This is a genomic window from Citrobacter sp. RHB36-C18 (genome assembly GCF_013814485.1).
Classification (GTDB): domain Bacteria; phylum Pseudomonadota; class Gammaproteobacteria; order Enterobacterales; family Enterobacteriaceae; genus Citrobacter; species Citrobacter braakii.
Genome location: NZ_CP057125.1, coordinates 1,636,131 through 1,659,173, shown reverse-complemented (window position 1 = coordinate 1,659,173; position 23,043 = coordinate 1,636,131). Strand labels below are relative to the sequence as shown.

Sequence of the window (23,043 nt, the reverse complement as noted above, 5' to 3'; positions counted from 1 at the left end):
TCACATTCCTGCTGTTAGCATCAGGTCTATCTGATCAATCAATACCATCCGAAGGGAATCACACTCAATGAAACCCAAGCTGTATTCGTACGTGCGTTTTTCATCTATGAAACAACGGGAAGGTAACTCCCTGGAGCGTCAGCAAGATACCGCTCTAAAAATTGCGGCCCGTTATAATCTCGAACTTGATACAACGGCTTTCCACGATCTCGGCATGTCTGCGTTCAAAGGAAAAAATGCTCATGAAGGGAAGTTATCGGAGTTCATCAAGCAGATTGGGGCTAAGGTTCCCGTTGGCTCGTGGTTAGTCGTCGAAAATCTTGACCGCATTAGTCGTGATGATGCCTGGAGCGCTTTGGATATATTCAAGAACATACTTAGCAGGGGGATAGTCGTTGTTACTGGCATGGATGAAAAGGTCTATAAGTACGCGGACGTAAAGAATAATCCAACCGATTTAATCATTTCATTGTTGATGTTCACACGCGCCCACGACGAGTCGTTGACAAAAAAGAATCGAGTTGAAGCCCAGGCCCGTTCGTTGATACGACACAACCTGACAAGAGAATCGGGAACACCAGCAAAAGCAATAGAATCCGTCGGTCAGAATGTTTGGTGGGTAGATACAAAATCAGGATACGTTACTCCACATCCTCTATATTTTACCGCAGCTCAGAAGATTATCGAACTTAAACAAAACGGTGAAACTCTTCTTGGAATCCAACGATATCTTAACGAACATTACCCTGCCCCTAAAAAGAGGGTTTATAAAGACCAGACAGGTCAAGCGCTGACACCCAAAACTGAACAATGGGGTAAACATTTGATCAGGACATTTTTGAACCCCACTGTTCACGGACAAAAAACCTTTACGCTGGATAAACGCGATGAATCAGGTGTCATCATATACGATTCCGAATCAGATGAGCCGTTAAAAGAAACATTCATTATCCCTGATTACTACCCTGCTCTTATGTCGGAGGTGGACTACTTGACACTTTCGAAATTAGATCGACACCGCGCCATCACTCGTAATTCATCAAAATATCCAGAAGGTAATCCTGAACCAGAAATCCCGCTACTCTCAGGTATCGGTATTCTTTTTTGCGGAAAATGTGGTTCTTTCATGTTCAAATCTGGTTCAAGTGAAAACAAGTACCGTTATATATGTGGTTCAAAAATCGTTCAGGGTAAACCTTGCGGTAAAAAAGGTTTTACGTCATACCAGCTTGAGCACACTGTTTTGCAACTAATCGCTGATCACGTCTGGAACAACCACCAAGAAGATAAAACGGCTTGGTACGAATCTGAGATTGAAAAGGCATCTGAAGCTGTTAAAAAGCTGCTAAAGCTGGCAACTTTGATAGATGACCTCGAAGAATTGGCAGATCAGATTAATGCCAATAAACAGAAAAAAATAACGCTTGAGCGAGAATATCAACAGTACAAAATCAGCCGCTCAGAAATTCAAACTACTGGCTGGGATCAATTCCGAAATTTCGATGTTCATGACACTAAAAACCCTGATCGTAAGCGAATTAGGCTGAAGATAAAGCAAGCTATCAAACGTATTGATTGCTATGACATTGATGGGCGGTATGGTCATTTTGAAGTAACCTTCGCCGACGAGACAAAACAGAGAATCGTGATTAAGTTCAATCGAAACCGATCACCTGGTGTTTCGTATGTAGAAGCACAGACAGTAAATGATCATGACTTACTAAAAATGCAAGGACTTGTGTTGCACTCCTTCATTGATGAACTGATTTCACCTGAAAAATTTGCACAGCATATTAAGGACAAGCATGAAGTCAGCATTCTAAACCCGACGTTTATAACCAAGCTGGAGGATGGTGTAAACCAAAACGAAGGTAATGGATTGGCTATCAAGTTAGCTAGCACTACAAGTAAATCGTATGTAACTGTCAACGGTATTAAATACGAGATTAACTCGCTGGAAGACTTAGAAAAACTGTTACAGTAAATCACTCTCCCCTTGCATACCTATCAAGGGGAAGCCTACCAACGCCCCCAATAGCCATGTCTCCGTTTCCGTTACATCAAAGCAATCTCGGAATTATACACACCCCAATCGATCGTTTTTATAGATCAATTTTACTTTATTGATAGATTTTACAGATCAATGTAAGATCATGATTCTTCGAGTAGTGTTTCTCACTAGCAAGACTCATGGGATGGTGATCTGCCCCCGATGGAGTGCAATAGAAAGAAGGTATCCAGAATGACTACCCTTATAAAAACGTTTAAAATCATGGCATCAGGCGTTGTTCTCATTTCAGCTATAACCGCCGCCTCCAGTACCGTCTATTTCTTGCCAGAGGCGAAATCAGCAGGTGTCGCCAGCAACGACAAAAACGCCCTGATGTTTCTCGGAATGGACAGGGATGTAAATCTGAAGGGAATATGCTTCGCGATAACAAAGCAATCATCCTCGATCGTGCCGCTGGTAGATATCACTGCTACAACTGATAACGGCAGATTCACGATGCACGGACTACGCCCAAAGAATAACGACGATACGAAGGAATTAGTCTGTTCACTTGGTTCAGAAGCTGGGGATTTCTTGACTGGCATTGCGAAGTCAACCACCGTCAACGTGAAACTAGATTTCAATGGCGAGATCCGCAGTTACAGTTTCAACACTACAGAGTTCAGAAAAATACTGACTGCCAATGGTCAAGGTGTGTGGGACAAAGCAGCTAAAGACTACGCTCAGGGAGTTCGCGCCCCCATTTTCTATAATAACAACCGCGAAGCCACCAAAAACAATGCAGTAACCTCAAATGTCGATACACACAGTTATAAAGCAAGCGATGAGAAACTAAATTCGGTCTGGAAAAACCTTAGCCCTGAAACTAGAAAACGATTACTCCCTTCCCAAAGAGAATGGATAAAGCAAAAATCCGGTTGCAATAATGAACAGAAATGTCTTACCGACATGACGAATAACCGTATTCTTGAACTAGAGTCTGAAAATGAAAAATAATGCACTGACTTTGGTTTTAAAAAACGACTGGATAACTTCGTCTTCTAGTCAAACCTATAACGGGAAATACATGATTGGACATTTTCACTTGACAGATACGTTTATCGTTGAATATATGAAGCTGATACATGGAGTCGAAATACCTGTTTCATGGGTAAGCAGCTGCTTCACTAATACATCAGATACCAATACCCGTAAGGTTATGTATATGGAAGGCTGCGGTATGCTATCTAACGATACAATGAATGAGATCCGTAATGCAGTTAAGTCCCCAACTGACAACGTGAAAATATACCGCAATAGGGAACATATTGTTAAGATAGAAGTTATGGAAAAGCAAAATGAGAGCACACTCTAAACGTCACTTTAAAAAATCGATTGCAACTGTCGCAATCTCCTTCGGGCTTTATGTGTTGAACGGATTATTAATAACACCATGCCAAGCCAGTACATCCGAATCAATACAGGTATCAAACGGAGGCTCAACTTATTTTCAACAAAAACAACAACCATCCAAACCATCAATAATCGATATACTTCCAAGGGCGTATACTACCGGGGAGGTTTATGCGCGGTTTAAAGAACACGAATTCAGGGCAACGAATGATTTCAAGAAGTGTCGTTTGATGGTGATTGGTAAAATTAAAAGCATCGGTACAGCCACTTTCAGCAAAAAACCGTTAGTAACGTTATATGTCCCTGATTCGAATGAAGGATTAAAATTCATTTTCGAAAATACGGATTATGATAACGATAAAGTTGCTGCGTTAAACGTGGGAGATACTGTGATTATTGCCGGAAGGAATGCACGCCCGGGAACATTTGAAGGTATTTTTTTAGATGGCTCGCAAATCATGACGGGTATGATTTCAAAGAAGAAAAGGCAAATGCTGGCTGTAAATGGTGGAGTCTATGACCGGGAAATTTGCCATAAGTAACGTTCTATAGGATTTTCAAATGCAGGGGCGAATCCCCCCTGCATTACTTGCCAACGGATTAAGTTATTTAATCAATACATGTTCTGCTGTTTAGGATTCGATAAAAAAGTATACCCGACCGATAAGTCAGCTTTGTATCCCATTTCATCAGGCACCAGGGGCGGTGGAATGCGGGTTGTTGCCCACAATGTATCCCATTCTGTATCTCATTTGTAGTAGGTGTGTATTTGCTTCTGATCTGACTAACCATTAACAAGTTTCTTGCACATCTACAGCAATGTAACTGGAACAAGTTTACGGGACATTTTGTGTCACGAGAGTCATACTTAACACTAAGATTACGCTTCTCTATTAGTCAAACCATGACTTGAACGTGTACTTGTCCCGCGCTTCCTGCTCTGACATCCCTGTGTAAGCAAAGAACTTTTTAAAGTCTGGTTTCTTAATTGGTTCTATACACTTCAAAAACGCCGCTTGTTTGTTCTCATAAGTCGGCACACCTCCCCATTCCCTGACTCGACTTAACTCAATGTTGCTTTCTGCGATAGCAGGAAACTCAGAAAGAAAGTGATAAAGTTCAACGATTACATGATCTATCAGCGCGATAGAGGTTTCAGTGATGTCAATGAAGCCCCCACAAAGTTTTTTTCCAAGCGTCTGTTGGACATGTTCGAGCGTCAGAATGTCACCATACATCGAAATCTTATCTTTAACTTGTTCGTTCAACTCGTTTCTGTATCTGAGTAAACCCATTGCCTCGTTGTAGTTTCCGAACATAGCCCCTACTCTGACACTGTTTCGCCAGGTTCCCCTTAGCTCTTCAGATGACGGGGTTCTAATCTTCATTCGTAAAATACGATGCTTAATTTTCCATACGACTGACTCATACAGTTTTTTGTTCGCGGTCGGTATTGGACGTATAAAATACAAGCTGTTTGTACTAAATGTTACATCATCAAACTTTGTGATTATCGTTGTAAAAGCACCAGCCCTTACAAGTGGCTCATCACTGTCTATCTTAAGGTAATTGGTTTTGATGGCAACTAGGTTACTCAGGCAATCTTGTGCTAGCGCTACAGCTTGTATGGAAGTAATCAGATTATCTCTAGCGATTTTTTGTTGCTCTTGTCTTTTGTTGATATAGACCGCTGACACCCCTCCCAGAAAGGCTGAAGCAAATGCCATCGTAACAGGGAAGATGTAATCTTTCACATAATCTGTTGTTGGTCGTAATGACTCAATGGCTTTAGATATATCGCTGGTATGCTGGTTTAGAATTAGCCAGTCAGTGAATGTCATGATTTATCCACCGTGTACTTGTAATGCATTTTCTCCTCAGACCCTATTTTGAAATCAGGATTTGCTTGCATAATGAAACACCACAAACCAAGAGCCTTACCTTTGTAATCCTTGGGAATCTCAACAGAGAATACGTCAGGGTCAGCTTTCGGAGTTATAGCAGTCACTTCTTGCTCATATACGGTATGCTCGTTGTATGCTTCAGTTATCATCGAACTGAGGCTACCAAACATGGCAAAACCGTTGCGTTCAAAGTCCTCTAATGATTCAGGGTTAAACGTGAAGCGCACGCTGTGAAGTTTCCCGTTTTCATCCATTTCTCCCTCTGGTTCGCCACATTCCCAGCGACCAAACCGCATCAGGTAGAAAGCAATATTCTTCTCATCGTGATCTTCAATCTCTTTCTCGGCACAGTACATCTTCACGTCACCGCAAATGAAACTTGCACGATTTTCTTCATCGACAGAGGCATCTTTACTATTGTCAGCTACCAGTTCGAAAACAAGAGGGGGCTTAGTCCCGACGTTCACGTCACCGAGCATCGCCATTTCATTGTTTGCAAGCGAATGTATCGGTGTTGTTTCGTACTTGTGTTTCAGTTCAATAAATGAATTCACAGGCAGCAATGTCCACATCCTGAGACAACGGTAATAGATTGCAAAATACAATGGAACACCATTTAGCTCACTATAGCGTTGTAGTTTTGCTACGTAGTCCTTTCTCAGTAGGTATGTTGATGTTGGGTTTGGGACACTAGTATTTTTCACCTCAACGAATATCTGCCGACCGTCCTTCAGGACGAGTCTATAGTCAGGTAGTAAAATATCAGCATCATCAGAAATGACGTCACCAGTGTCTTCAGTTTTTATCAGGCGACACCCTTGTAGTCCGGCGGCAACTTGACCAAAACACGCTTCCATGCGTTTCCCGTGAAGTAGTATCTGATTTTCCTGTGAAGCTTTGAGCGATTCGCCAAACTGTTCAAGAAATTTTTCAGTGTCCTCTGGTGATTTTAGTTTATAGTCATGTTCACGGCTAAATGCTGTAAATACTTCCAGAGCTTCAAATTTTCCAGGATTTCTTACGAGGCGTTTCATCATTTGATGTTCTGTGTTTTTAGGAGGTTACCTAAAATTACACCTGAACAATGATGATGCGCAACAACACTTACAAGGAAGCCCATATAGGGGCGCGATTGGAGAATGAATTTAGCCTAGATTTTTTGACTACCCTGTTTTGTACCATCAAGCCCCCAAATATCCGCAAGGGAAATTGCTGATAAGATATCTCTTTTGGGTATACCTGATAAAGACCATGACATAAAGTCTCAATAGGGTTTAATTTAACTCTATTGACAACAAAACAATGTGATGTATCATATGGGTATTAAATTGATATTTAAAAGAGAATCCATAATGAATGTCCGTATCTACTGTCGCGCATCTACTGAAGGCCAACATGCTGATCGTGCATTAGTTAGCCTGCGCGAATTTGCGCGAAGCAAAAACTGGTTGATTGCCGGAGAATACATTGAGAATGCAAGTGGTGCGAAGCTGGAGCGTATGGAACTGATGCGCCTACTTGCGGAAGCACAGCCTGGCGATTTGCTTCTAATTGAAGCGATTGACCGTCTCAGTCGTCTTCACCATGAAGAATGGGCTGAACTCAAAGCTACGCTGAACAGTAAAGGACTGGTTATTGTATCAATTGACTTACCGACCAGTTGGCAGATAGTTGAAATGTCCGGTAACAACCTTACCAGCGGCATTCTGAGAGCAGTCAATGCCATGCTGATCGATATCCTCGCAACAATGGCACGACAAGATTATGAAACCCGTCGTAAACGCCAAGCCCAGGGGATCGCGAAAGCAAAACAGGCAGGTTTGTATACGGGGAAAGAAAAGGATATGCAAGCCCGTGAAGTGGTACGCGAAATGTTGGCACAGAACGTTAAACCAGCCCACATAATGAAAGCTGCTGATATAAGTCGTGCAACGTTCTACAGGATCAAAAAGGAATTGGTAAGCTAGTTCAAATAAGTGTATCAGCTCGGACTCGAACTGACAGTTACCGCAGAAAGAGTACAATCAAATCTGACTGTCCGCTCTGAGCGATCAGAGGACGTTCCTAATTCCTTTAAACAATCATCCAGGGAGGATATGATAAAAATATTCAGCTATAAAGCCTAAAGGGAATGGACATGACATTGTTTGAGGAATGTAAGGACCTTCTCAAGACAGATTTTAATGTTATGGAAGGGGATGATTTGAGTGCGGTAATGGATATTTTTCTTCAATATCCATGGTATAGCGGTGATCTCAAATGGTCGGAAATGGACTTTAGCGATTATGAACCTAGTCATGAGATGTTTAACGTGAGCGACTTAGGCAATGAAACTGTATTTGTCGTAGCGGATGATGCGAATGTGCCCGTGTTCAGAACCCATCTACAACTCATTGTCGATAATATCTACGATGTCATCGCCCTGTCACCTAAACTATTTATTTTTAACGATAAGATAATGATTAAGCCTTTATTCCCTCATGATCTTATAAGGGTTGGTCTGCGAAAGTGATGAGTAAAAATGCTAACCAGCTCCCCGTTGCTCAACTAAGACTGTTGTTCTCCACGTCCGCTCCTGCTATGGAGCGGACTAACTGACTGAGCAAAAGTTCCGCTGTGAGCGAGCCGCGGGGTTCGCAATGCATACTTATAACAAAATGCCTTGAGACATAGAGAGCTGGCCACCTAAATACAAACCAGGACTAGTCAGGTATGATGATTTTAATTATGTCTTCGTGCTAAATTAAATTATATTGCAAAAAGACAACTTAAGTAACTGGTGTTTGGAAATATAAGTACTTTTACCTAGTCATAATCATATGGAATTGTACCAATTTTGGGAGAATCGGCAAATGTATTTTTTTCGAAAGATACAAATCCTGGTCTATTAATTGTACTACCTCTAGAGGTATCATAGTGAACCGATAATATGCTTTGAAGTATTCTCTGCAACGTGATATGAGGTCTTTTTGTACAATCCACACCCACATATTGAGCATGACCTTCTACAGTCGTGTTGTCCTTTCTAAGTTTAAATATACAAGTCTTATTTGCAACTATAACTTCGTTAATAAGAGTGGAAAAAGACCCTCCATTCTCCTTTGAAATGCTTGAGAATATTTTCGCATTGAGACCTCTCAATGTTTTGATGTCACTATCAAAAGAAAAAATAGCTGTGTGAGGCGTTCTCTTTTTATTTCCAGAGCATAAGGTGGCAGCATCTCTTAATGCTTTAACCTCATGGTGAATGTCATTTGTCTTTAATTTCTTTTTTACGGATATTATACTCACAACACCTTCAGGTGGGACAATACAGAATTCTTCAAATTTTTCATAGATTGGATAATTGGCAACATCATACACTATAATATCTAATTGCCTTGAATGACGATCTGGAAAGTTTTCAACACGAGTATTATCCTCAATTCCTGTTTTAGTTGAGGGGCTAAGAATAAATCCAGACATGGCTTTTAGATTAGAGGGAAGATGGCTATTAAGAAACGATCTTAACAAGGATTCAATATAACGTCCTTCCTCACCTCGGTGATAAGCGCCTTTGGAATTTGTATTAGGCAATAAAGTTTCTATCACACGATATCTTTCCATGATTTCTTTAGCTTCAATATCAAAAAAATTACGAACTCTTAGACCTTTGCTATTTTTTTCCACAGTGTGTTACTCCTTTCAAAAAAGTGGTTAATAATATCAAATTATAAATCGTCCATTTCACTCAATGTGACTATACAAAGAGTGGGATACGAAAGCAATAATCATTCAAATTGATTCGTATAAAATATAAATCCCCAGACATAACTTAGATAGTTTTGCCTTTATTAATAATATTGACCTTCTCCCCTTAGATTGACACAGTATAGAGTTAGAACATCAGCTTCTGGCACAAAGCGGATGGACATATGTGGAATGTTCGCTATGAGTGGAGTGAGGGAAAAGTTGATGCTGCGCAACATATCATCCCATAATGATTGAAAGGTAACGACACCAGGCGTATCAAAAGAGACGGCAACTTTGCCATTCTTTAAGGAAACAGATATATGGCGGACAGAAGACCTCTTAATCCAGGCGTAGTTGTTCCTAAACCCGGCGGTGGTACGCAGCCCCGTGATCGTAACAATGATGGTAGAGTTCGAGAAAAACGCTCGGATGCCGGGAAGCCGCGCAAATAATGACAAGCCGCCTCAGGGCGGCTTAATCCGCCATACCGTGTTGTCTAACCGGTGCCTGTCGTACCAGTAGGCTCTGAACGTTTTGAGATAACAACACCTAACTTTGCAGATACGCATCGTCAGTTCAGTAATGAGCGTCCAGAAGACATTCATAATTAGGTCGCCATGGATGTCGATAACATCGCCGTGTGTCAATCAACGGAGAACAGGTCAGGCGCGCTATGTTATTTTTGCTATAAGTGAATATTTCCTTATTTAGTTCCTTTCAATACAATACGTTAAGTCAGTTTTCTGTATCTCGATTGAGGTTATTATTTATTTTCTTTATAGCAGACCAATACATACCCTCAAAGTTATCATCAATCACATCAATTGTAATAACCTCAACACCGAATGCCTCAAGCAGTCCTTTTTTTTCATCACTGATAGTATGAGTGTAAAAATATATTTTGTTATTAATTGTTGCTTCAGATGAAAAACGGGCTCGCTTATTTAGCACCCACCATATGTCAGTCTCGCTATAGTCTAATGAAAAGCCGATAATGTGTACATTGCTTGAGAAAAATAGATCCACCCATGATGTGTGACAAAATGAAGCATCTCTAAGTTTTTCTAACATCGGTTTAACAGAAACGTCAGCGCCATTAACTTTATGTGAGTAGTTGCCTTTAACATAAGCATCGATTTTGCTCACTGAACCACAATAATGATCTAAACCAAGCATAATAGATTTGGGGTTGTCTATTTCACCATGTATATTCCACAGGAATTTTGAATTATTCTGTGATTCATACATTCGTTTTCTTCTCAAGCTATAAATTTCCTCTGAACTTAGCTTTACTGGCGAAATATCAAGCGCCTTTTCTAAGGCGTAATCATAATTAGTAGTAAGATAATTCTTAAAAGGTAGCGATGCTAACTCCTCAAGAACATCATTTGATCCTTGCTCTCGTAGTTCGTTAGCTATAACATTTTTTATTTCAAGCTCATCTTTTTTTTCGCTTCTATCTGGCGCATGTTTTTCTAGATAGATTCGCTCATACACCATAGTGTTTGGCAACTGGCCGCTTTCGAACTTATTGATACCTTTTATGTTATCGAGTAAATTACTCCAGGTGACGTGATTTTCAGAAAGTCTGTTTATTCCATTACCAAAAAAAAGAGTGTTTGTCATATGTACCATTTGATTTTAACTCGTAAAATATATTGTTGATTTTTTGTGCTAAACTCATTCACGATCATTGTTGCTCCTTTGTCGAGTGAAGAGTTCAAGTGCTCGTTCGTAATTAATTTTATGTTTTCCGTGTGGTGTCGCCTCGATGAACATCCGCATCTCCTGAGGAGAGAAAGAGAATTTCCTCGGCAGTTTTAGCTTTCTTTTTACTGTTCCATCCGCAGAATTACACTGACCACAAATTAGTGTTTCAGGAAACCGAGGCTCTCCTAAGTTCATGTAATCATTAGAATGGTCGTGATGTTTGTGCAATGCAGCAACCCAATCCATAAAGGCGTCAGGCGTATTCGGGAACCGGAGGGTCCATCTCATGATCTGAAATTTGCTGCGTCCACATCCTGGGCAGATCCAAGAGTCTCCCGTTGCTTTCCAGAGTTTATGATAATGGAGTCCTGTATGGTTCAGATATTCTTCATATGTAGGCGTTTTTTTCATGAAAATTTCACGTGCTCCACTCTACGGCACTTCTGCAGTTAGGGTGCTATTCAGGATGGCTTAATCTATATCAATAGCCCATATGTGAACACAATTATGACGACTCCAGAACCGTCCTAATTTATCATCTATTATGGCTATACACTCGATGACATCGAGCAAGACGGGCCTCTTTGCTACCAATAGAAACCCACAAGACTATAAATTGCAGCTCTTTCCGGGCAAGGATTTGTCCCGGGTTAACAATACGCATCCTACTAGTCAGTGGGTTTTTCACATAGGTAGCGAATAGGTATAGCAAAATTTTATGTTGGTTTCACTATAGCTATACAAATCGACCACTGAAACAATCGCATCTGTATTGGACGCGCTTGCAAAGGCAGCTTCCCTTACCAACAACCATACCGTTTGCCCTGGAGGCAGCGCGGGTGTAAAACATGGCGCACTTTAAACAGCTATGTTTCGGAAACAGCCCCATCACTCCCTGCATATGTGCTCTTTGTAAAGCAAACCATGTGTCCATCTGAAAAAATCGGTGTGCACCTGCCTGAATGATTCGCTAGCGAAAAATTAAACGCGAATACCACGAAGTACATTAAGCAGAGCGGGCTCACGCTCAATAAGCCACAGCATTTTTTATGCAATACCCGAGGGTACGCGCCGCTGTTGTTCCCAGCTACGAATCAAATCGACACTGGTCCCCACAACCTCAGCAAATTCTGCCTGCTTCATCCCCTGAATCGCCACGGGTTTAACAGATACCTCAGAGTCAATTAAGATGACTTAAAGAGAGGTTACCATGAGTGGTTAGCGTTATACCGAAGAGTTTAAAATCGCAGCAGTCAAACAGGTTGTTGATTGCTGTCATTCTGTTTCCAGCGCTGAAACACATCTCGATATGGCCATCCACAGCCTTTACGCATGGTTATCCGGTTCGATAATGCGTCAGCTTTTATTAAGAGCTAGCTTCTGAATCGTCCGCTTTTGGCACAGAGCGGACAAGCTCACTGGACTGAAGGTCTGCGGTGAACGAGGAGCGGAGGCTAGCAGTTGAGCTCGTAGCCAAATAGTCGCATTACTAACATTGCGACGTGTTAATCAACGCGGAGCAGATCACGCTGGAATGATATTCCTGTCGCAAGGCTCTAGATAATCCGTATATAATCATTATTCGAATCTTCGATGGAATGAATATGATGACAGAACCTTTAAGTTGGGAGTGCTGGCGCAAGGTTTACTTGAACAAGAAAAACAAAAAAAGAGCCTCGCTTGAACGGTGGGGGCTACGAAACCTACATTCTGTAGAAACTCTTGATCACATTGTTTCTGAAGTTAAAAAAACATACTTAAACAACAATCCATACATTAAAGTCAGCGCAAACTCAGTTTGGGTTGATGGGACACCTCAGGCAAAGTTTACCGTAAGCAAGCACGAAAATGTGAAAAACTCCTCTACGAGTTACGGCAACACGAATCAGGTAAGTCTTAAAGCTAGGAAAGATGAAGTCCTTAACTGCGAACTAGCAGACCTTTTGTTTATCTTCAATGAATTTAACAGCCAAAATGGTTTTAAAAAAGTCCGTGCCGTTTTATTACAGGGCAAGTGCTCAGAAAAAAACAATTTATTGCCGGATGGACCTTCAACAGAAAAAGAAAGGAAGTTACTTGAATCGGTTAACCGGGAAGAATTGCTGACCTTATATCCTGGTACTAAAGCATCTGGTAATGAAATAGGGACGTACAAACTTGGTGGATATCAACCGGGACTCGCTGATTGCGCCAAGTATCTGATGATGCCGAAATATGAAGCGTGGAACTATAAACCCCCTGAAAATACAGGACCTTACGTGATAGGTTGGCCAGAAAATTCGTCAAGTAAAAGTCTCGGTGTAACAAAAAATTACTTAGATGCAATCATCGATGAAATGCTCAAATTTCAAACCATGGGAAGAGAGGTTAAATTCAAAAATGGCGATATAGACAGGACATGCGAATGGTCAAAAATGATAGATGACTTGCTGACAAGTTATCATGGCGTAACTATGAAGGGCTATGATCGTCAAAGGCGTTTCTATAAGTCATCTGGATATATTCCTAGCCATATTCAAAACCTTGGTTTGATGATCGATGATGTCAGTCTTTTGAGCCTCTTACAAATAGATTATGATGATTTTGTCTGGTATTATCGCACTCGTTATGATTATTTTCTAAAAAAATATGGCATTCAGGTTGCAAAGTTAATACAACATAAGTTTGAGCAATATTTAAATTTACTTATTTCAGAGCAGGGACCTATAATTCCGACGATAATTATAAATATTGATTATAATGAAGGTGAATTTTTCCGAGGTTAAATTATCATCAGGCGGAAAATAAAAAGCCCTGTTTATACAGGGTTTCTCTTTTCTGCTCTAGTATCCATTAGAACCCCGCATTTATCACAGGGAAATTTCCGATTTATTTTTTCTTATTTCATAAGATTTGTAAAAAGGACATTGTTATGGCTTATATCATGTGCTCCCAGCTAACTAATATAGCATGGTGTTAGCAAGTTCCGCTTATGGCACGGAGCGGACTGTCAGATTAAGTCCGGCCCTGCGCCACACCTCAGTCAGGCCAAATCTGAGCTAATACAAATAAAGTTATCGTTTGACGGTCGCTGAAAGAACCTCATCCTGTGCCAGTAAAGTAATCACATCTCCGGCGATATCCGGTCTTATGCCAGGCGTTTTGTAAGTCGCATACACCGCAACCGATAATGGACTCCAATTGTGCTTCTCAGCAATACGTTTTACCTCATCGATAACCTTAAACGTATCGTTTTCCAAAGCCAGTCCTAAACGAGCTGTATCCAGATAAACGCGCTGAACTGCGGAGATATACGCGAGCTTTTTAAGTTCTGCGGTAATAATGCGCTGCGCTTCCACACCGATAGAGGAGCCCCCCTCAACGACCCCTGTCAATCCAACAAGCTTACCACCATCACTACGAGTATTGTCATCTTTGTCTCTGTGGAGCGGTACTAAGGCATTCAACTCTACATCCTGTTGAAGTAACTCCAGCAGTTCGGTCAAAAGCTCAGTTTTGATGACACCTTTTAAAGCGGCTGCTCTTTTAGCCAAGCTAATAGGTGACTGCCCCAACCGAGCCGACATTGAAATAAGGCAACTAGCGATTATGAAAATATCGTTTTCCCCGACTAGAGGGGCACACTCGGCACGAAAGGATTGCTCATCACGAAGGAGAGGATTTGCTTTTTCAGGCTTCCTAACTTTTGATTTTGGCTGCTTCTTGCTATAGCCACGCAAGGCATCCTGTGCGCTTCGGGTTAGAATGCTGATACTTTTAATCAGACCCTCATTACCCTTGAGGTTGGCAATCATTTGCTGCATATTTTCGAGCCTGCCAAGCATCTCGGGAACAGCTTTACCCGCAGCGATCTTCTCACTGATATCATTAAGATTTCTTAAAACACCAGTAACAAGCTGCGAGGGAGCAGGAACCGAGGCATGCAGTTGATGGCTTTTTTTGATTTCTTTTTCCATCAACTGGATCGCATGCTTCCAGTCGGTTTGCACACCAGCTTTAAGGGTTCCAAGATTAAGAATAGCGGTTCGAAGACTTTCGCATTTATCTAACGGAATAGGTTCACCATTCTGTTTACCTGTTTTCAGCCAGTAAACTAAGGATACAAAGTCAGCTTTAGCCGTCGCAACAAGTCCATTGATAACACGCTGCCTCGCTTCAGGGGTAAAGTGATTTATTCTCGGCGCTGGCAGACGATCATTTTTGTGCGCTATTGCTCTCTTCATAATGGATATCTCAAGTTGGCTCCATCAACGATAAATCCCGTCTGGGTTCCTGGCAGCAATCAATCCCTCTTACATATCATGTTTTAAGGTAGTGATACCCGCTGCACCATCAAAATATTGTTATATTTTGATCGCTCAGATGGTTGTTCAACTTCCGCTTCTGGCACGGGGCGGAGTGTCAAATTGGGAGAGGATCTGCGCCAAAGCAGTGTCAGGCCAAATCTAATACTTTTTCTTCGATTCTGACCGGACAATGATCATTGAACAAAACGTTCTGCCACTTGTGAAAACATAAACACTCGCTTCAACTTTTGAAGTTATGTCCTGAATTACGAGCGAAGCGAGTTCCGTCAAGCGAAGCGAAGACGGACAGTGAATACTGGTTAAGAAATAGTCAAAAAACTACATTTTTCTCTATATATAAAATATAAAAATTTAAAAGTGTAGTTATGTAGTTAGACACTCACTACGTTCGCGTCCCTCGCTTCGCTCGGAATCTTGAAGTAATGTATGATTCTCTAAGCAAAGCAATTATCGGTGAGCTATCAAGCCACTGATCGAAGCATACAGTTAATCAGGTACAAATCATGCTTTAAAACGCCCTGTGCGAGGCTGCAAGCGATTTTTATGATATGGACAATGGTATTGCACGTCCTGGAAAGAAAAGCGCTCTACGGGCTTCCTGTGCGACATTTACGAATTCAGTGCTTTACTACTTAATTTCGATGTTGAGTACATGCGTGTTCTCTTCCCTGTTTGCAACTTACCGCGTTCTTTTGCCAGGTAAGAAAGCCAGAATATCGGACCTTCAAGTGATGAAGGATATTCACGATGAATGACGTAGTGATCGGGATAGTCCTTCGTAGCTTTAGACAAGTTTACCAGCGTTGCTTTACCACCTGTCAGTTTCATCCAGATTTCCGTAATAATACCAGCGATCCCTCTTTCAGGAGTTCCAAACCACCTTACCGAACGATGTGGAAGTGCAATCCAGCAATGGTAATGGGGCTGTGATGCCTTTTCCTGTTCGCAAACCCAACCGTAAGCAAAATCGATAATAGGTTCCGATAAACCGTTGTTCCCTGACTCCAGGCGGGCACGTAATCGTTTGAACAGTTTGCGTATGTATTCGTTAGAGCGAAAAGGTTGAGCCAATCGAAGACTGTATCCTCTTTGAAACTGGGGAGCACAGCAATGAAACGATACAGGAAAACCAGTATGTAAGATCTGGAAGGGTTATGAATCACGAACGAAGAACATTACAGCTTTAAACAAATACAATTAACGTATATTCAGATCACTGTCTTTTACCTTACCAAATCTACCGACCTAATTATTACCCACGAGTCGCGTAGCGACGAAGTTTCACGAGGCGAAGCCGAAGTGACACACAGCATTTTTGAATGTTAACAGTAAGACCATCACTTGTTCGCTTCGCTCACTGCGTGATACTTCGTCGCTACGCGACTCGTAGTAGTTATATTATGTTATTAAAAATTCTGATTAGGCTGATCCCTGTCATCCGTTCGCTACGCTCACGTCTGAACTCGCTTCGCTCGAGTTCTTTCAGAATTATTGCTTGGGTATGATTTCAACGAGGCGCAGCCGAAGTTGCTATATATTATAACGAAAAATTAAAATAATAAAAAACAATAACATAAAACAATATATGTCCTTTACATGTCTCATTCAAGAGTTTTAACGCAAATAAAAAATCATATATATCAATATGTTATAAATGCATGTCTTTATATGTCACGACTTATGGGACATACAAATTTTGATTGTCCGTGAAAGATGATAAATAATGGCATCAACAACAAATCCAAGTGGATGTAACCATGAAATTGTACTTTACAATCTTTCCCAAAAGAACAGAAAGCGAATCTTATTTTCTTCGCGATTCCAACGTAAAACTGAACCGAGTTGACAATAAAGAAGTTGATTTACATCTCGATTTTGAGCGTTCTTTCTCAACCATAGCCCAAAGACGGGGACTCGATAAAAGCGAAGTAGATCGAGTTAGAAAGATTAAACAACGTCTTCCTCAGCACAAACACATAGGCGTTGCTCGCCTGAGCATAACTATATTAAAAAATCGCCAATCAGCGTTGTGCTACCTTTTCGTCTGTGAAGGCAACGTAGCATACCTGTCAGCACCTGAAATGGTTTTCTGTGGCGAGTCTATGTTCATAAGCTCAACAAAAAGATGCTCGGTTTATGAAACGACCTACAAGGTCACCAAACCCGATTCGAAGCATAGTTACGTTAACCTGCGTTTTGATTCTGAATATAAACTTGTCACGAAAAGACGCGGGCCATCGAAGATTAAAAAATCGTCGCTAACTGCAGCTTCCGACGCCTCCTTATTAGAGGAAGTTCAAACTTTGCGCAAAGAAAATGAGAGGTTAAAAAAACAAAACAATGTCACATAAAATTATAGGTGGACGCCGTTCTCATCCGAAGGCGCTGTTGCCTCTTCCAACTGTATAAGGTAAATCATAGCCTCATCGCGGTTCGTAGCACACATTTCTATTGATGGTTTAAGACTACTGCATATTTTTGGGCGTAGGGGCGACCCAAAGATGCTACACAGGTTATCTTCAGATAACTGAACACATCTTACATTAGCAGGCTTACCCTGCGACATTCCTGGGATTGGGCTTGAAATCGATGGGGCAGTACAACAAGCCCCACAATCGGTACGACATTTCATTACTGATTCCTTGCTCATCGTCCATTGGTCATTGACAGTAACAGAATGTCTTACTGGCTGATAGTCTGCCGTATATGTCCAAATTTTAAAGTAATGTGACTATTCATTTTCAATGTATTGAAAATATGGGAATAGAAGCATAAATACCCCCATATGCTTTTCTTAACCTCTTCATTTTTTCAGTGTAAAATCTTGCTCAGATGCATTTTCATGCAACTTATTACATGGAGTTACTATGGGCTTTTATGTTAAGAAGAGCATTCGCGTTGGACCGATGAGGTTCAACCTATCCAAATCAGGAGTCGGTGCATCTATTGGTATAAAAGGACTGAGGTTTGGTACTGGCCCAAGAGGAAATTACATCCACATCGGCGCTGGCGGGGTCTATTATCGTGCTTCGCTTTCACCAAGTATGCTCCCACAGGACGGCAAGAAGGTTCAACGTGTACCTGATGAATCCCCAGTAGAACATGACAATACGCATGCACCTCTTGAGGAAATCGAGTCATCTCATATCTCGGAAATCGTTGATTCCAGTTCCCGAGAACTGCTTGAAGAGTTGAATAACAAACGTAAGAAGTTACAAATATGGTCCTTCGCTATTTTCCTTTCGATTGCAATTTTACTTTACGGTTTTTCACAGGCATGGCCTGAATGGTGCCTGGCAATAGGATTTATCGCAGGGGGAGCTGTTTCCGTTTTTGCTTACATGTACGATCAGCTAAGAAAGACCACTGTTCTTTTTTATGACTTTGATGACGAAATGATGGCATGTTACCAGCAACTTCATGATAGTGGGGCTATGCTTGCAAGCTGCTCAAAGGTATGGCACGTAGAAGCTTCTGGAGCTGTTTATGACCCTAAATATCATGCCGGAGCAAGTAACTTGCTACGTAGAAAAACAACCTCTATCAGCAAATCAAAGCCTCCATTCGTTAAAACAAATATTGAGACGATTGCCATCAATGTAGGTCGTCAAACATTACATTTCTTTCCAGATAGAGTACTCGTTTTTGACCGTGACGGTGTCGGTGCTGTTAGTTATGACCAACTATTCATTAACGTTGGTAATGGTCAGTTCATTGAAAGCGAAAGTGTGCCTGGAGATGCCTTAGTCGTTGGCAGGACATGGAAGTATGTTAACAAATCGGGTGGTCCTGACAGACGATTTAAAGACAATACAGAAATTCCTATATGTCTATATGAAAATCTTTCGTTCACAAGTCATTCTGGACTAAATGAGTTATTACAGCTGTCTAAAATTGGGTATGGGGAATGTTTTTCACATGCAATTGAAACACTTAGCAAGAAAGTCATATCTTCTTAGTTAAGTCGTTTTTATACTGTGAATAATTGACTATTGGGCTTGCCATCAGGCATGCCGGGGATGGGACTGGAAATTGAAGGCGCGGTGCAACATGCACCACAATCCGGACGGCATTCCATACAGTACTCTCTTTATCGTAAACCATCGGATTGTGCAGGAAGCGCACAGTAACACCTTTTTTGCACCAGCAAAAGCATCAATTCCGCTTGCCTGAATGCCCCGGCGCGAGTAGTTTTACGCGATATTTTAGACACTCCTCATTACAGGATTTTTTCGATGCCAAGAGCGAACGAAATTAAAAAAGGTATGGTACTGAATTACAACGGCAAACTGCTGATTGTAAAAGATATTGATATTCAATCACCAACCGCACGTGGCGCCGCCACGCTGTACAAAATGCGTTTTTCTGATGTTCGTACCGGTCTGAAAGTTGAAGAGCGCTTCAAAGGTGATGACATCGTTGATACCGTCACCCTGAGCCGTCGTGGCGTTGATTTCTCCTATGTCGATGGCAACGAATACGTCTTCATGGATAAAGAAGACTATACCCCGTATACCTTCACCAAAGACCAGATCGAAGAAGAATTGCTGTTCATCCCGGAAGGCGGAATGCCGGATATGCAGGTACTGACCTGGGACGGCCAGCTGCTGGCGCTTGAACTGCCGCAAACGGTAGACCTGGAAATCGTTGAAACGGCTCCGGGCATTAAAGGCGCGTCAGCAAGTGCGCGTAACAAACCAGCGACCATGAGCACCGGTCTGGTTATCCTGGTTCCTGAATATCTGAGTGCAGGTGAAAAAATCCGTATTCATATCGAAGAACGTCGCTACATGGGCCGCGCAGACTAACTTTTCTGCTGCGACAGCGGTGAAAAGGGACAGCATTTGCTGTCCCTTTGTTCTTTTCAGCCCTGGCTGCTGAGGTAAAAATCATCCACCAACAGAGATTCCAGATACAGCTCATCCTCACGCATAAAATGCGTTATGACGTTAACCGCCTGAGGATAAACCCCCTCTTCGTCCCGGTGTAAACAACTTTCCCGTAGCAGGGGTGCCCAGCACATAATGTGATGATGCAAAAAGTAATATTGCGCCGATAACGTCTCCTTTTTGGTAACCATTCTCGCCATCAGTGCCAGCTGTACAGCAATATGGTCGGCAGGCTCGTTGTCCTGCGGGGTCAGCCCATGCTCGACTAACAGCACATTCATTTCCTTGCGTTCTTCAGGCGCGGTCGTATGCGGATAATGCCCCGCATAAGGAGAAACACCGCCAGGAGGTGCCAGCAAAAACAACGAGGCATAGTCCGCCGCCAGCTCCATCTGTCGGCTTTCCCGGCGCAGCGCCCGAACGAGACTACGTTCCAGGTTTTTGACATCAACGGATAACCCAGGGATAGCCGTCAACGACGCCAGCCACTTTCGGCTTTCCCCACTTTCAAGGCGGATGAGTTGCTCCTCGTCCAGCTCACGGAACAGCAGTTGCGAAAACCACTGGTACACCGCCGCCCGCTGTCGATGAATATGATTATGCTGCACTTGCCCCCTCCTCTTTCACAACCTCCGGCCCGCCAAAGCCCGTGACCTGTGGGGCATTCTCCTGGTACCGCTCCACCTCGACCAGCACCGTATGCGCCGAAGGCCCCTGCGCCAGTTGCGATGTACCGATATCCGCACTCAGCACATTCGGATCGCCATAAGTGCATAATGTGCCCGCTTTCCCACCTTCCTGCGGCGAATACCACGCGCCTTCATGAATCCGGACGACGCCAGGCGCGTAATCCGGACTGATCACCACCCCAGCCAGCACCTGGCCTCTGGCGTTAAACACGCGCGCAATATCCCCGGCTTTAAGGCCACGTGCACGGGCATCCGACTCGCTCATGTACAGCGGCTCTCTTCCTGCCACCGCATAGGTGTTACGAAACGCCTCGCTTGAGCACAGCTGGGAGTGCAGACGTTTATCCGGATGGCAGGACTGCAGATGCAGCGGATATTTATCTGTTTTGCTGCCATGGGTACGCTCAAAAGGTTCCATCCACACCGGATGCCCCGGGCAGTCATCGTAGGCAAAGCCCGCGATGGTTTTGCTGTAAATTTCAATCAGACCAGAGGGTGTTCCTAACGGATTGATATCCGGCTGTTCGCGAAATTCTCCATGACGCACCCACGGCTTCCCGGCAGGATATTCAATGTATCCTTCGCCCTGCCAGAAGCTCTCGAAGTTCGGCATACTCACGCCAAGGGACGCTCCCGTTTTCGCGCCCTCATCATAAATGGCTTTTATCCACTGCATTTCATCCCGCTTTTCGCGGTATGTCTCTTCCTGACCAAAGCGTTTGCACAGACCGGCAAAGACATCAAAGTCATGTCGCGCTTCAAACTGCGGTTTAACCACCTGATGTATCGCCATCAGCCCTTTATTCGAGTGTGTACCGAACTGCTCAATGTCATTACGCTCAAAGCGCGTGGTCACAGGCAGGACGATATCGGCAAAACGACAGGATGCTGTCCACTGATGATCCAGAACGACCACGGTTTCCAGCTTCTTCCACGCTTCGATCATGCGGTTACGATCCTGCTGCGCATGGAACGGATTGGCGGCGCTGAAAATCGCCATTTTGATATCAGGGAAAGTTAATGTTTCACCGTTGAAAGCGATCTTTTTGCCTGGCGCCAGCAGACAATCGATCATTCGCGAGGTAGGAATATGCTCTGAAGCGCCGCGGAAATCCGCTTTGTATTTCGCGGCCGGGGGATTGTTGATGCTCCCGAGGCCGGACAGGACGGGACCGGCAGAGGTGACCGTCCCGCCGCCGTTATAGTGCCAGCCAAACCCTACTCCGCCGCCCGGCAAGCCAATTTGGCCAACCATGCTGGCCAGCACCACCAGCATCCACGGATACTGCTCGCCATGGTGCATACGCTGCACGCACCAGCCGCCCATAAACTGTGTCCGGCCTTTGACCAGCAGGCGGGCGAAGTCGCGGATCTGCTCCGCCGTCAGACCGCAGATTTCCGCCGCCCATTCGGCGTTTTTCGGCTGCTTGTCGCTTTCCCCAAGCAGATACGGCAAGAACTGTTCAAAGCCCACGGTATAATCGTTAATGAACGCCACGTCATACAGCTTTTCTTCGTACAGGGTATGCGCCAGCGCCAGCAATAACGCGACATCCGTTTGCGGTCGCAGCGCCAGCTGCTCACAGCCAAGATAGTTTTGCGACTTGCTACGCACCGGATCAACGCTGATAACGCGCATCTTTCCCTGCGCAACCGCTTCTTTAATCTGCTGCCAATAGCCAAACGCATCGTGATCGGGAACCAGGAACTCGATCTGCAGATTCTTGATAGGATCGCAGCCCCACAGCACAATGGTTTGGGTATTTTCGATAACCAGCGGGAGCGACGTTTGCTGCTCATAAACTTCCAGCGAACCAATCACATGCGGCAAAATGACCTGCGCTGCGGCTGCCGAGTAGTCGCCGACGGTCGTTACATAGCTACCGTGCAAGCCGAGTCCCCGATCCATCGCGCCACCGGCCTTATGATATTTGCCAACAATTTGCCAGTCCGCCAGCCCGGTAAAGACACCAGAAGATCCGTAGGTCTTTTGTACCCGCTCCAGCTCTTCATAAACCAGATCCAACGCCTGATCCCAGCTCACACGGACAAAGCGATTATCGCCGCGCTGGTTGCGATCTGACTTTTCACGCTTGCGCAGCCAGTCCAGCCGCACCATCGGGTAGCGCACACGCGATGGGTTGTAGACCACTTCACGCACCGCATTCAGCATATCGCAGGGGTATTTGTCATGTTTGAAGGGGCGGGTATCGACCCATTCACCGTTCACGACTTTGGCTTCAAAAGCGCCAAAGTGCGAGCCAGACTGGATCCATTGCTCCGGGTTTTCACCCGCTGCCCAGACCTTTGAGATCAGTGGATTTGGCCCTAAAGCGCTGACGGCACCGACTGCCAGCATTCCACTTAAAAACCGTCGACGTGACGGATTAAAATCATGAATATCCATAA

The 23,043-nt window shown here is 43.4% G+C and carries 19 protein-coding genes and 2 pseudogenes; 10 read left to right on the top strand and 11 right to left on the bottom strand.

All coding sequences use genetic code 11. From position 1 onward, the window contains the following. Positions 1-67 precede the first annotated feature (67 nt). The 4 genes from HVZ52_RS07770 to HVZ52_RS07755 all read left to right on the top strand — a co-directional run bounded on the left by HVZ52_RS07770 (position 68) and on the right by HVZ52_RS07755 (position 3,945). Complete coding sequence (locus HVZ52_RS07770) at positions 68-1,984, top strand: recombinase family protein (RefSeq protein WP_181599080.1); 1,917 nt, start codon at positions 68-70, stop codon at positions 1,982-1,984. 258 nt (positions 1,985-2,242) lie between these two features. Next, a complete protein-coding gene (locus HVZ52_RS07765) occupies positions 2,243-3,007 on the top strand; it encodes a lysozyme inhibitor LprI family protein (protein WP_181599079.1) in 765 nt (254 codons plus the stop codon). After that, positions 2,997-3,365, top strand: coding sequence for a hypothetical protein (locus HVZ52_RS07760; protein ID WP_181599078.1), 369 nt, complete (start codon positions 2,997-2,999; stop codon positions 3,363-3,365). The genes HVZ52_RS07765 and HVZ52_RS07760 overlap by 11 nt, the downstream gene beginning before the upstream one ends. Next, positions 3,349-3,945: a hypothetical protein gene (locus tag HVZ52_RS07755; RefSeq protein WP_045143232.1), complete on the top strand. Its 597-nt coding sequence runs from the start codon at positions 3,349-3,351 to the stop codon at positions 3,943-3,945. The genes HVZ52_RS07760 and HVZ52_RS07755 overlap by 17 nt, the downstream gene beginning before the upstream one ends. Positions 3,946-4,296: 351 nt before the next feature. Here HVZ52_RS07755 and HVZ52_RS07750 read toward each other — a convergent pair whose 3' ends face one another. After that, positions 4,297-5,244: a hypothetical protein gene (locus HVZ52_RS07750; protein ID WP_060571597.1), complete on the bottom strand. Its 948-nt coding sequence runs from the start codon at positions 5,242-5,244 to the stop codon at positions 4,297-4,299. Beyond that, on the bottom strand, positions 5,241-6,344 hold the full coding sequence (locus HVZ52_RS07745; RefSeq protein WP_181599077.1) for a hypothetical protein: 1,104 nt from the start codon (positions 6,342-6,344) through the stop codon (positions 5,241-5,243). The genes HVZ52_RS07750 and HVZ52_RS07745 overlap by 4 nt, the downstream gene beginning before the upstream one ends. 315 nt (positions 6,345-6,659) lie before the next feature. Here HVZ52_RS07745 and HVZ52_RS07740 point away from each other — a divergent pair, with 315 nt between their 5' ends. Further along, positions 6,660-7,274, top strand: a complete 615-nt coding sequence (locus HVZ52_RS07740) for a recombinase family protein (RefSeq protein ID WP_181599277.1) — start codon at positions 6,660-6,662, stop codon at positions 7,272-7,274. 170 nt (positions 7,275-7,444) lie between these two features. Then, positions 7,445-7,819 carry a hypothetical protein gene (locus tag HVZ52_RS07735; RefSeq protein ID WP_048216548.1) on the top strand — a complete coding sequence of 125 codons (375 nt, stop codon included), beginning with the start codon at positions 7,445-7,447 and terminating at the stop codon, positions 7,817-7,819. Between the two features lie 293 nt (positions 7,820-8,112). On the opposite strand, the gene HVZ52_RS07730 is transcribed toward HVZ52_RS07735, so the two are convergent. The 3 genes from HVZ52_RS07730 to HVZ52_RS22920 form a co-directional block, all read right to left on the bottom strand. Continuing rightward, complete coding sequence (locus tag HVZ52_RS07730; protein ID WP_127341218.1) at positions 8,113-8,976, bottom strand: DUF6602 domain-containing protein; 864 nt, start codon at positions 8,974-8,976, stop codon at positions 8,113-8,115. 798 nt (positions 8,977-9,774) lie between these two features. After that, complete coding sequence (locus tag HVZ52_RS07725; RefSeq protein WP_181599076.1) at positions 9,775-10,665, bottom strand: SIR2 family protein; 891 nt, start codon at positions 10,663-10,665, stop codon at positions 9,775-9,777. Positions 10,666-10,719: 54 nt separating this feature from the next. Continuing rightward, positions 10,720-11,160: a hypothetical protein gene (locus HVZ52_RS22920; protein ID WP_220132810.1), complete on the bottom strand. Its 441-nt coding sequence runs from the start codon at positions 11,158-11,160 to the stop codon at positions 10,720-10,722. A gap of 1,193 nt (positions 11,161-12,353) precedes the next feature. On the opposite strand from HVZ52_RS22920, the gene HVZ52_RS07715 reads away from it, so the two are divergent. After that, positions 12,354-13,514 (top strand): lysogenic conversion protein, encoded by a 1,161-nt coding sequence (locus HVZ52_RS07715; protein ID WP_181599075.1) that lies wholly within the window; start codon positions 12,354-12,356, stop codon positions 13,512-13,514. Positions 13,515-13,802: 288 nt separating this feature from the next. Here HVZ52_RS07715 and HVZ52_RS07710 read toward each other — a convergent pair whose 3' ends face one another. Further along, positions 13,803-14,972, bottom strand: coding sequence for a hypothetical protein (locus tag HVZ52_RS07710; protein ID WP_181599074.1), 1,170 nt, complete (start codon positions 14,970-14,972; stop codon positions 13,803-13,805). 693 nt (positions 14,973-15,665) lie between these two features. Continuing rightward, positions 15,666-16,106: pseudogene (locus HVZ52_RS07705) on the bottom strand (inovirus-type Gp2 protein); the annotation flags it as partial. Between the two features lie 707 nt (positions 16,107-16,813). Between HVZ52_RS07705 and HVZ52_RS07700 the strand changes: the two are divergent. After that, the gene (locus HVZ52_RS07700) at positions 16,814-17,407 is read left to right on the top strand and encodes a hypothetical protein (RefSeq protein ID WP_181599073.1); all 594 of its coding nucleotides are present in this window, start codon (positions 16,814-16,816) and stop codon (positions 17,405-17,407) included. Between the two features lie 2 nt (positions 17,408-17,409). On the opposite strand, the gene HVZ52_RS07695 is transcribed toward HVZ52_RS07700, so the two are convergent. After that, complete coding sequence (locus HVZ52_RS07695) at positions 17,410-17,688, bottom strand: YkgJ family cysteine cluster protein (RefSeq protein ID WP_071681929.1); 279 nt, start codon at positions 17,686-17,688, stop codon at positions 17,410-17,412. 235 nt (positions 17,689-17,923) lie between these two features. Between HVZ52_RS07695 and HVZ52_RS07690 the strand changes: the two genes are divergently transcribed. Continuing rightward, positions 17,924-19,015 (top strand): DUF4236 domain-containing protein, encoded by a 1,092-nt coding sequence (locus HVZ52_RS07690; RefSeq protein ID WP_181599072.1) that lies wholly within the window; start codon positions 17,924-17,926, stop codon positions 19,013-19,015. Positions 19,016-19,050: 35 nt separating this feature from the next. Here the strand turns inward: HVZ52_RS07690 and HVZ52_RS07685 are convergent. Continuing rightward, positions 19,051-19,134 (bottom strand): annotated as a pseudogene (locus HVZ52_RS07685) (YkgJ family cysteine cluster protein); the annotation flags it as partial. Between the two features lie 157 nt (positions 19,135-19,291). On the opposite strand from HVZ52_RS07685, the gene yeiP reads away from it, so the two are divergent. After that, positions 19,292-19,864: an elongation factor P-like protein YeiP gene (gene yeiP, locus HVZ52_RS07680; protein ID WP_016153740.1), complete on the top strand. Its 573-nt coding sequence runs from the start codon at positions 19,292-19,294 to the stop codon at positions 19,862-19,864. A gap of 56 nt (positions 19,865-19,920) precedes the next feature. Here yeiP and torD read toward each other — a convergent pair whose 3' ends face one another. Then, positions 19,921-20,553 (bottom strand): molecular chaperone TorD, encoded by a 633-nt coding sequence (torD, locus tag HVZ52_RS07675; protein WP_181599071.1) that lies wholly within the window; start codon positions 20,551-20,553, stop codon positions 19,921-19,923. Further along, the gene (gene torA / locus HVZ52_RS07670; RefSeq protein ID WP_181599070.1) at positions 20,543-23,041 is read right to left on the bottom strand and encodes a trimethylamine-N-oxide reductase TorA; all 2,499 of its coding nucleotides are present in this window, start codon (positions 23,039-23,041) and stop codon (positions 20,543-20,545) included. The genes torD and torA overlap by 11 nt, the downstream gene beginning before the upstream one ends. Positions 23,042-23,043: the final 2 nt, after the last annotated feature.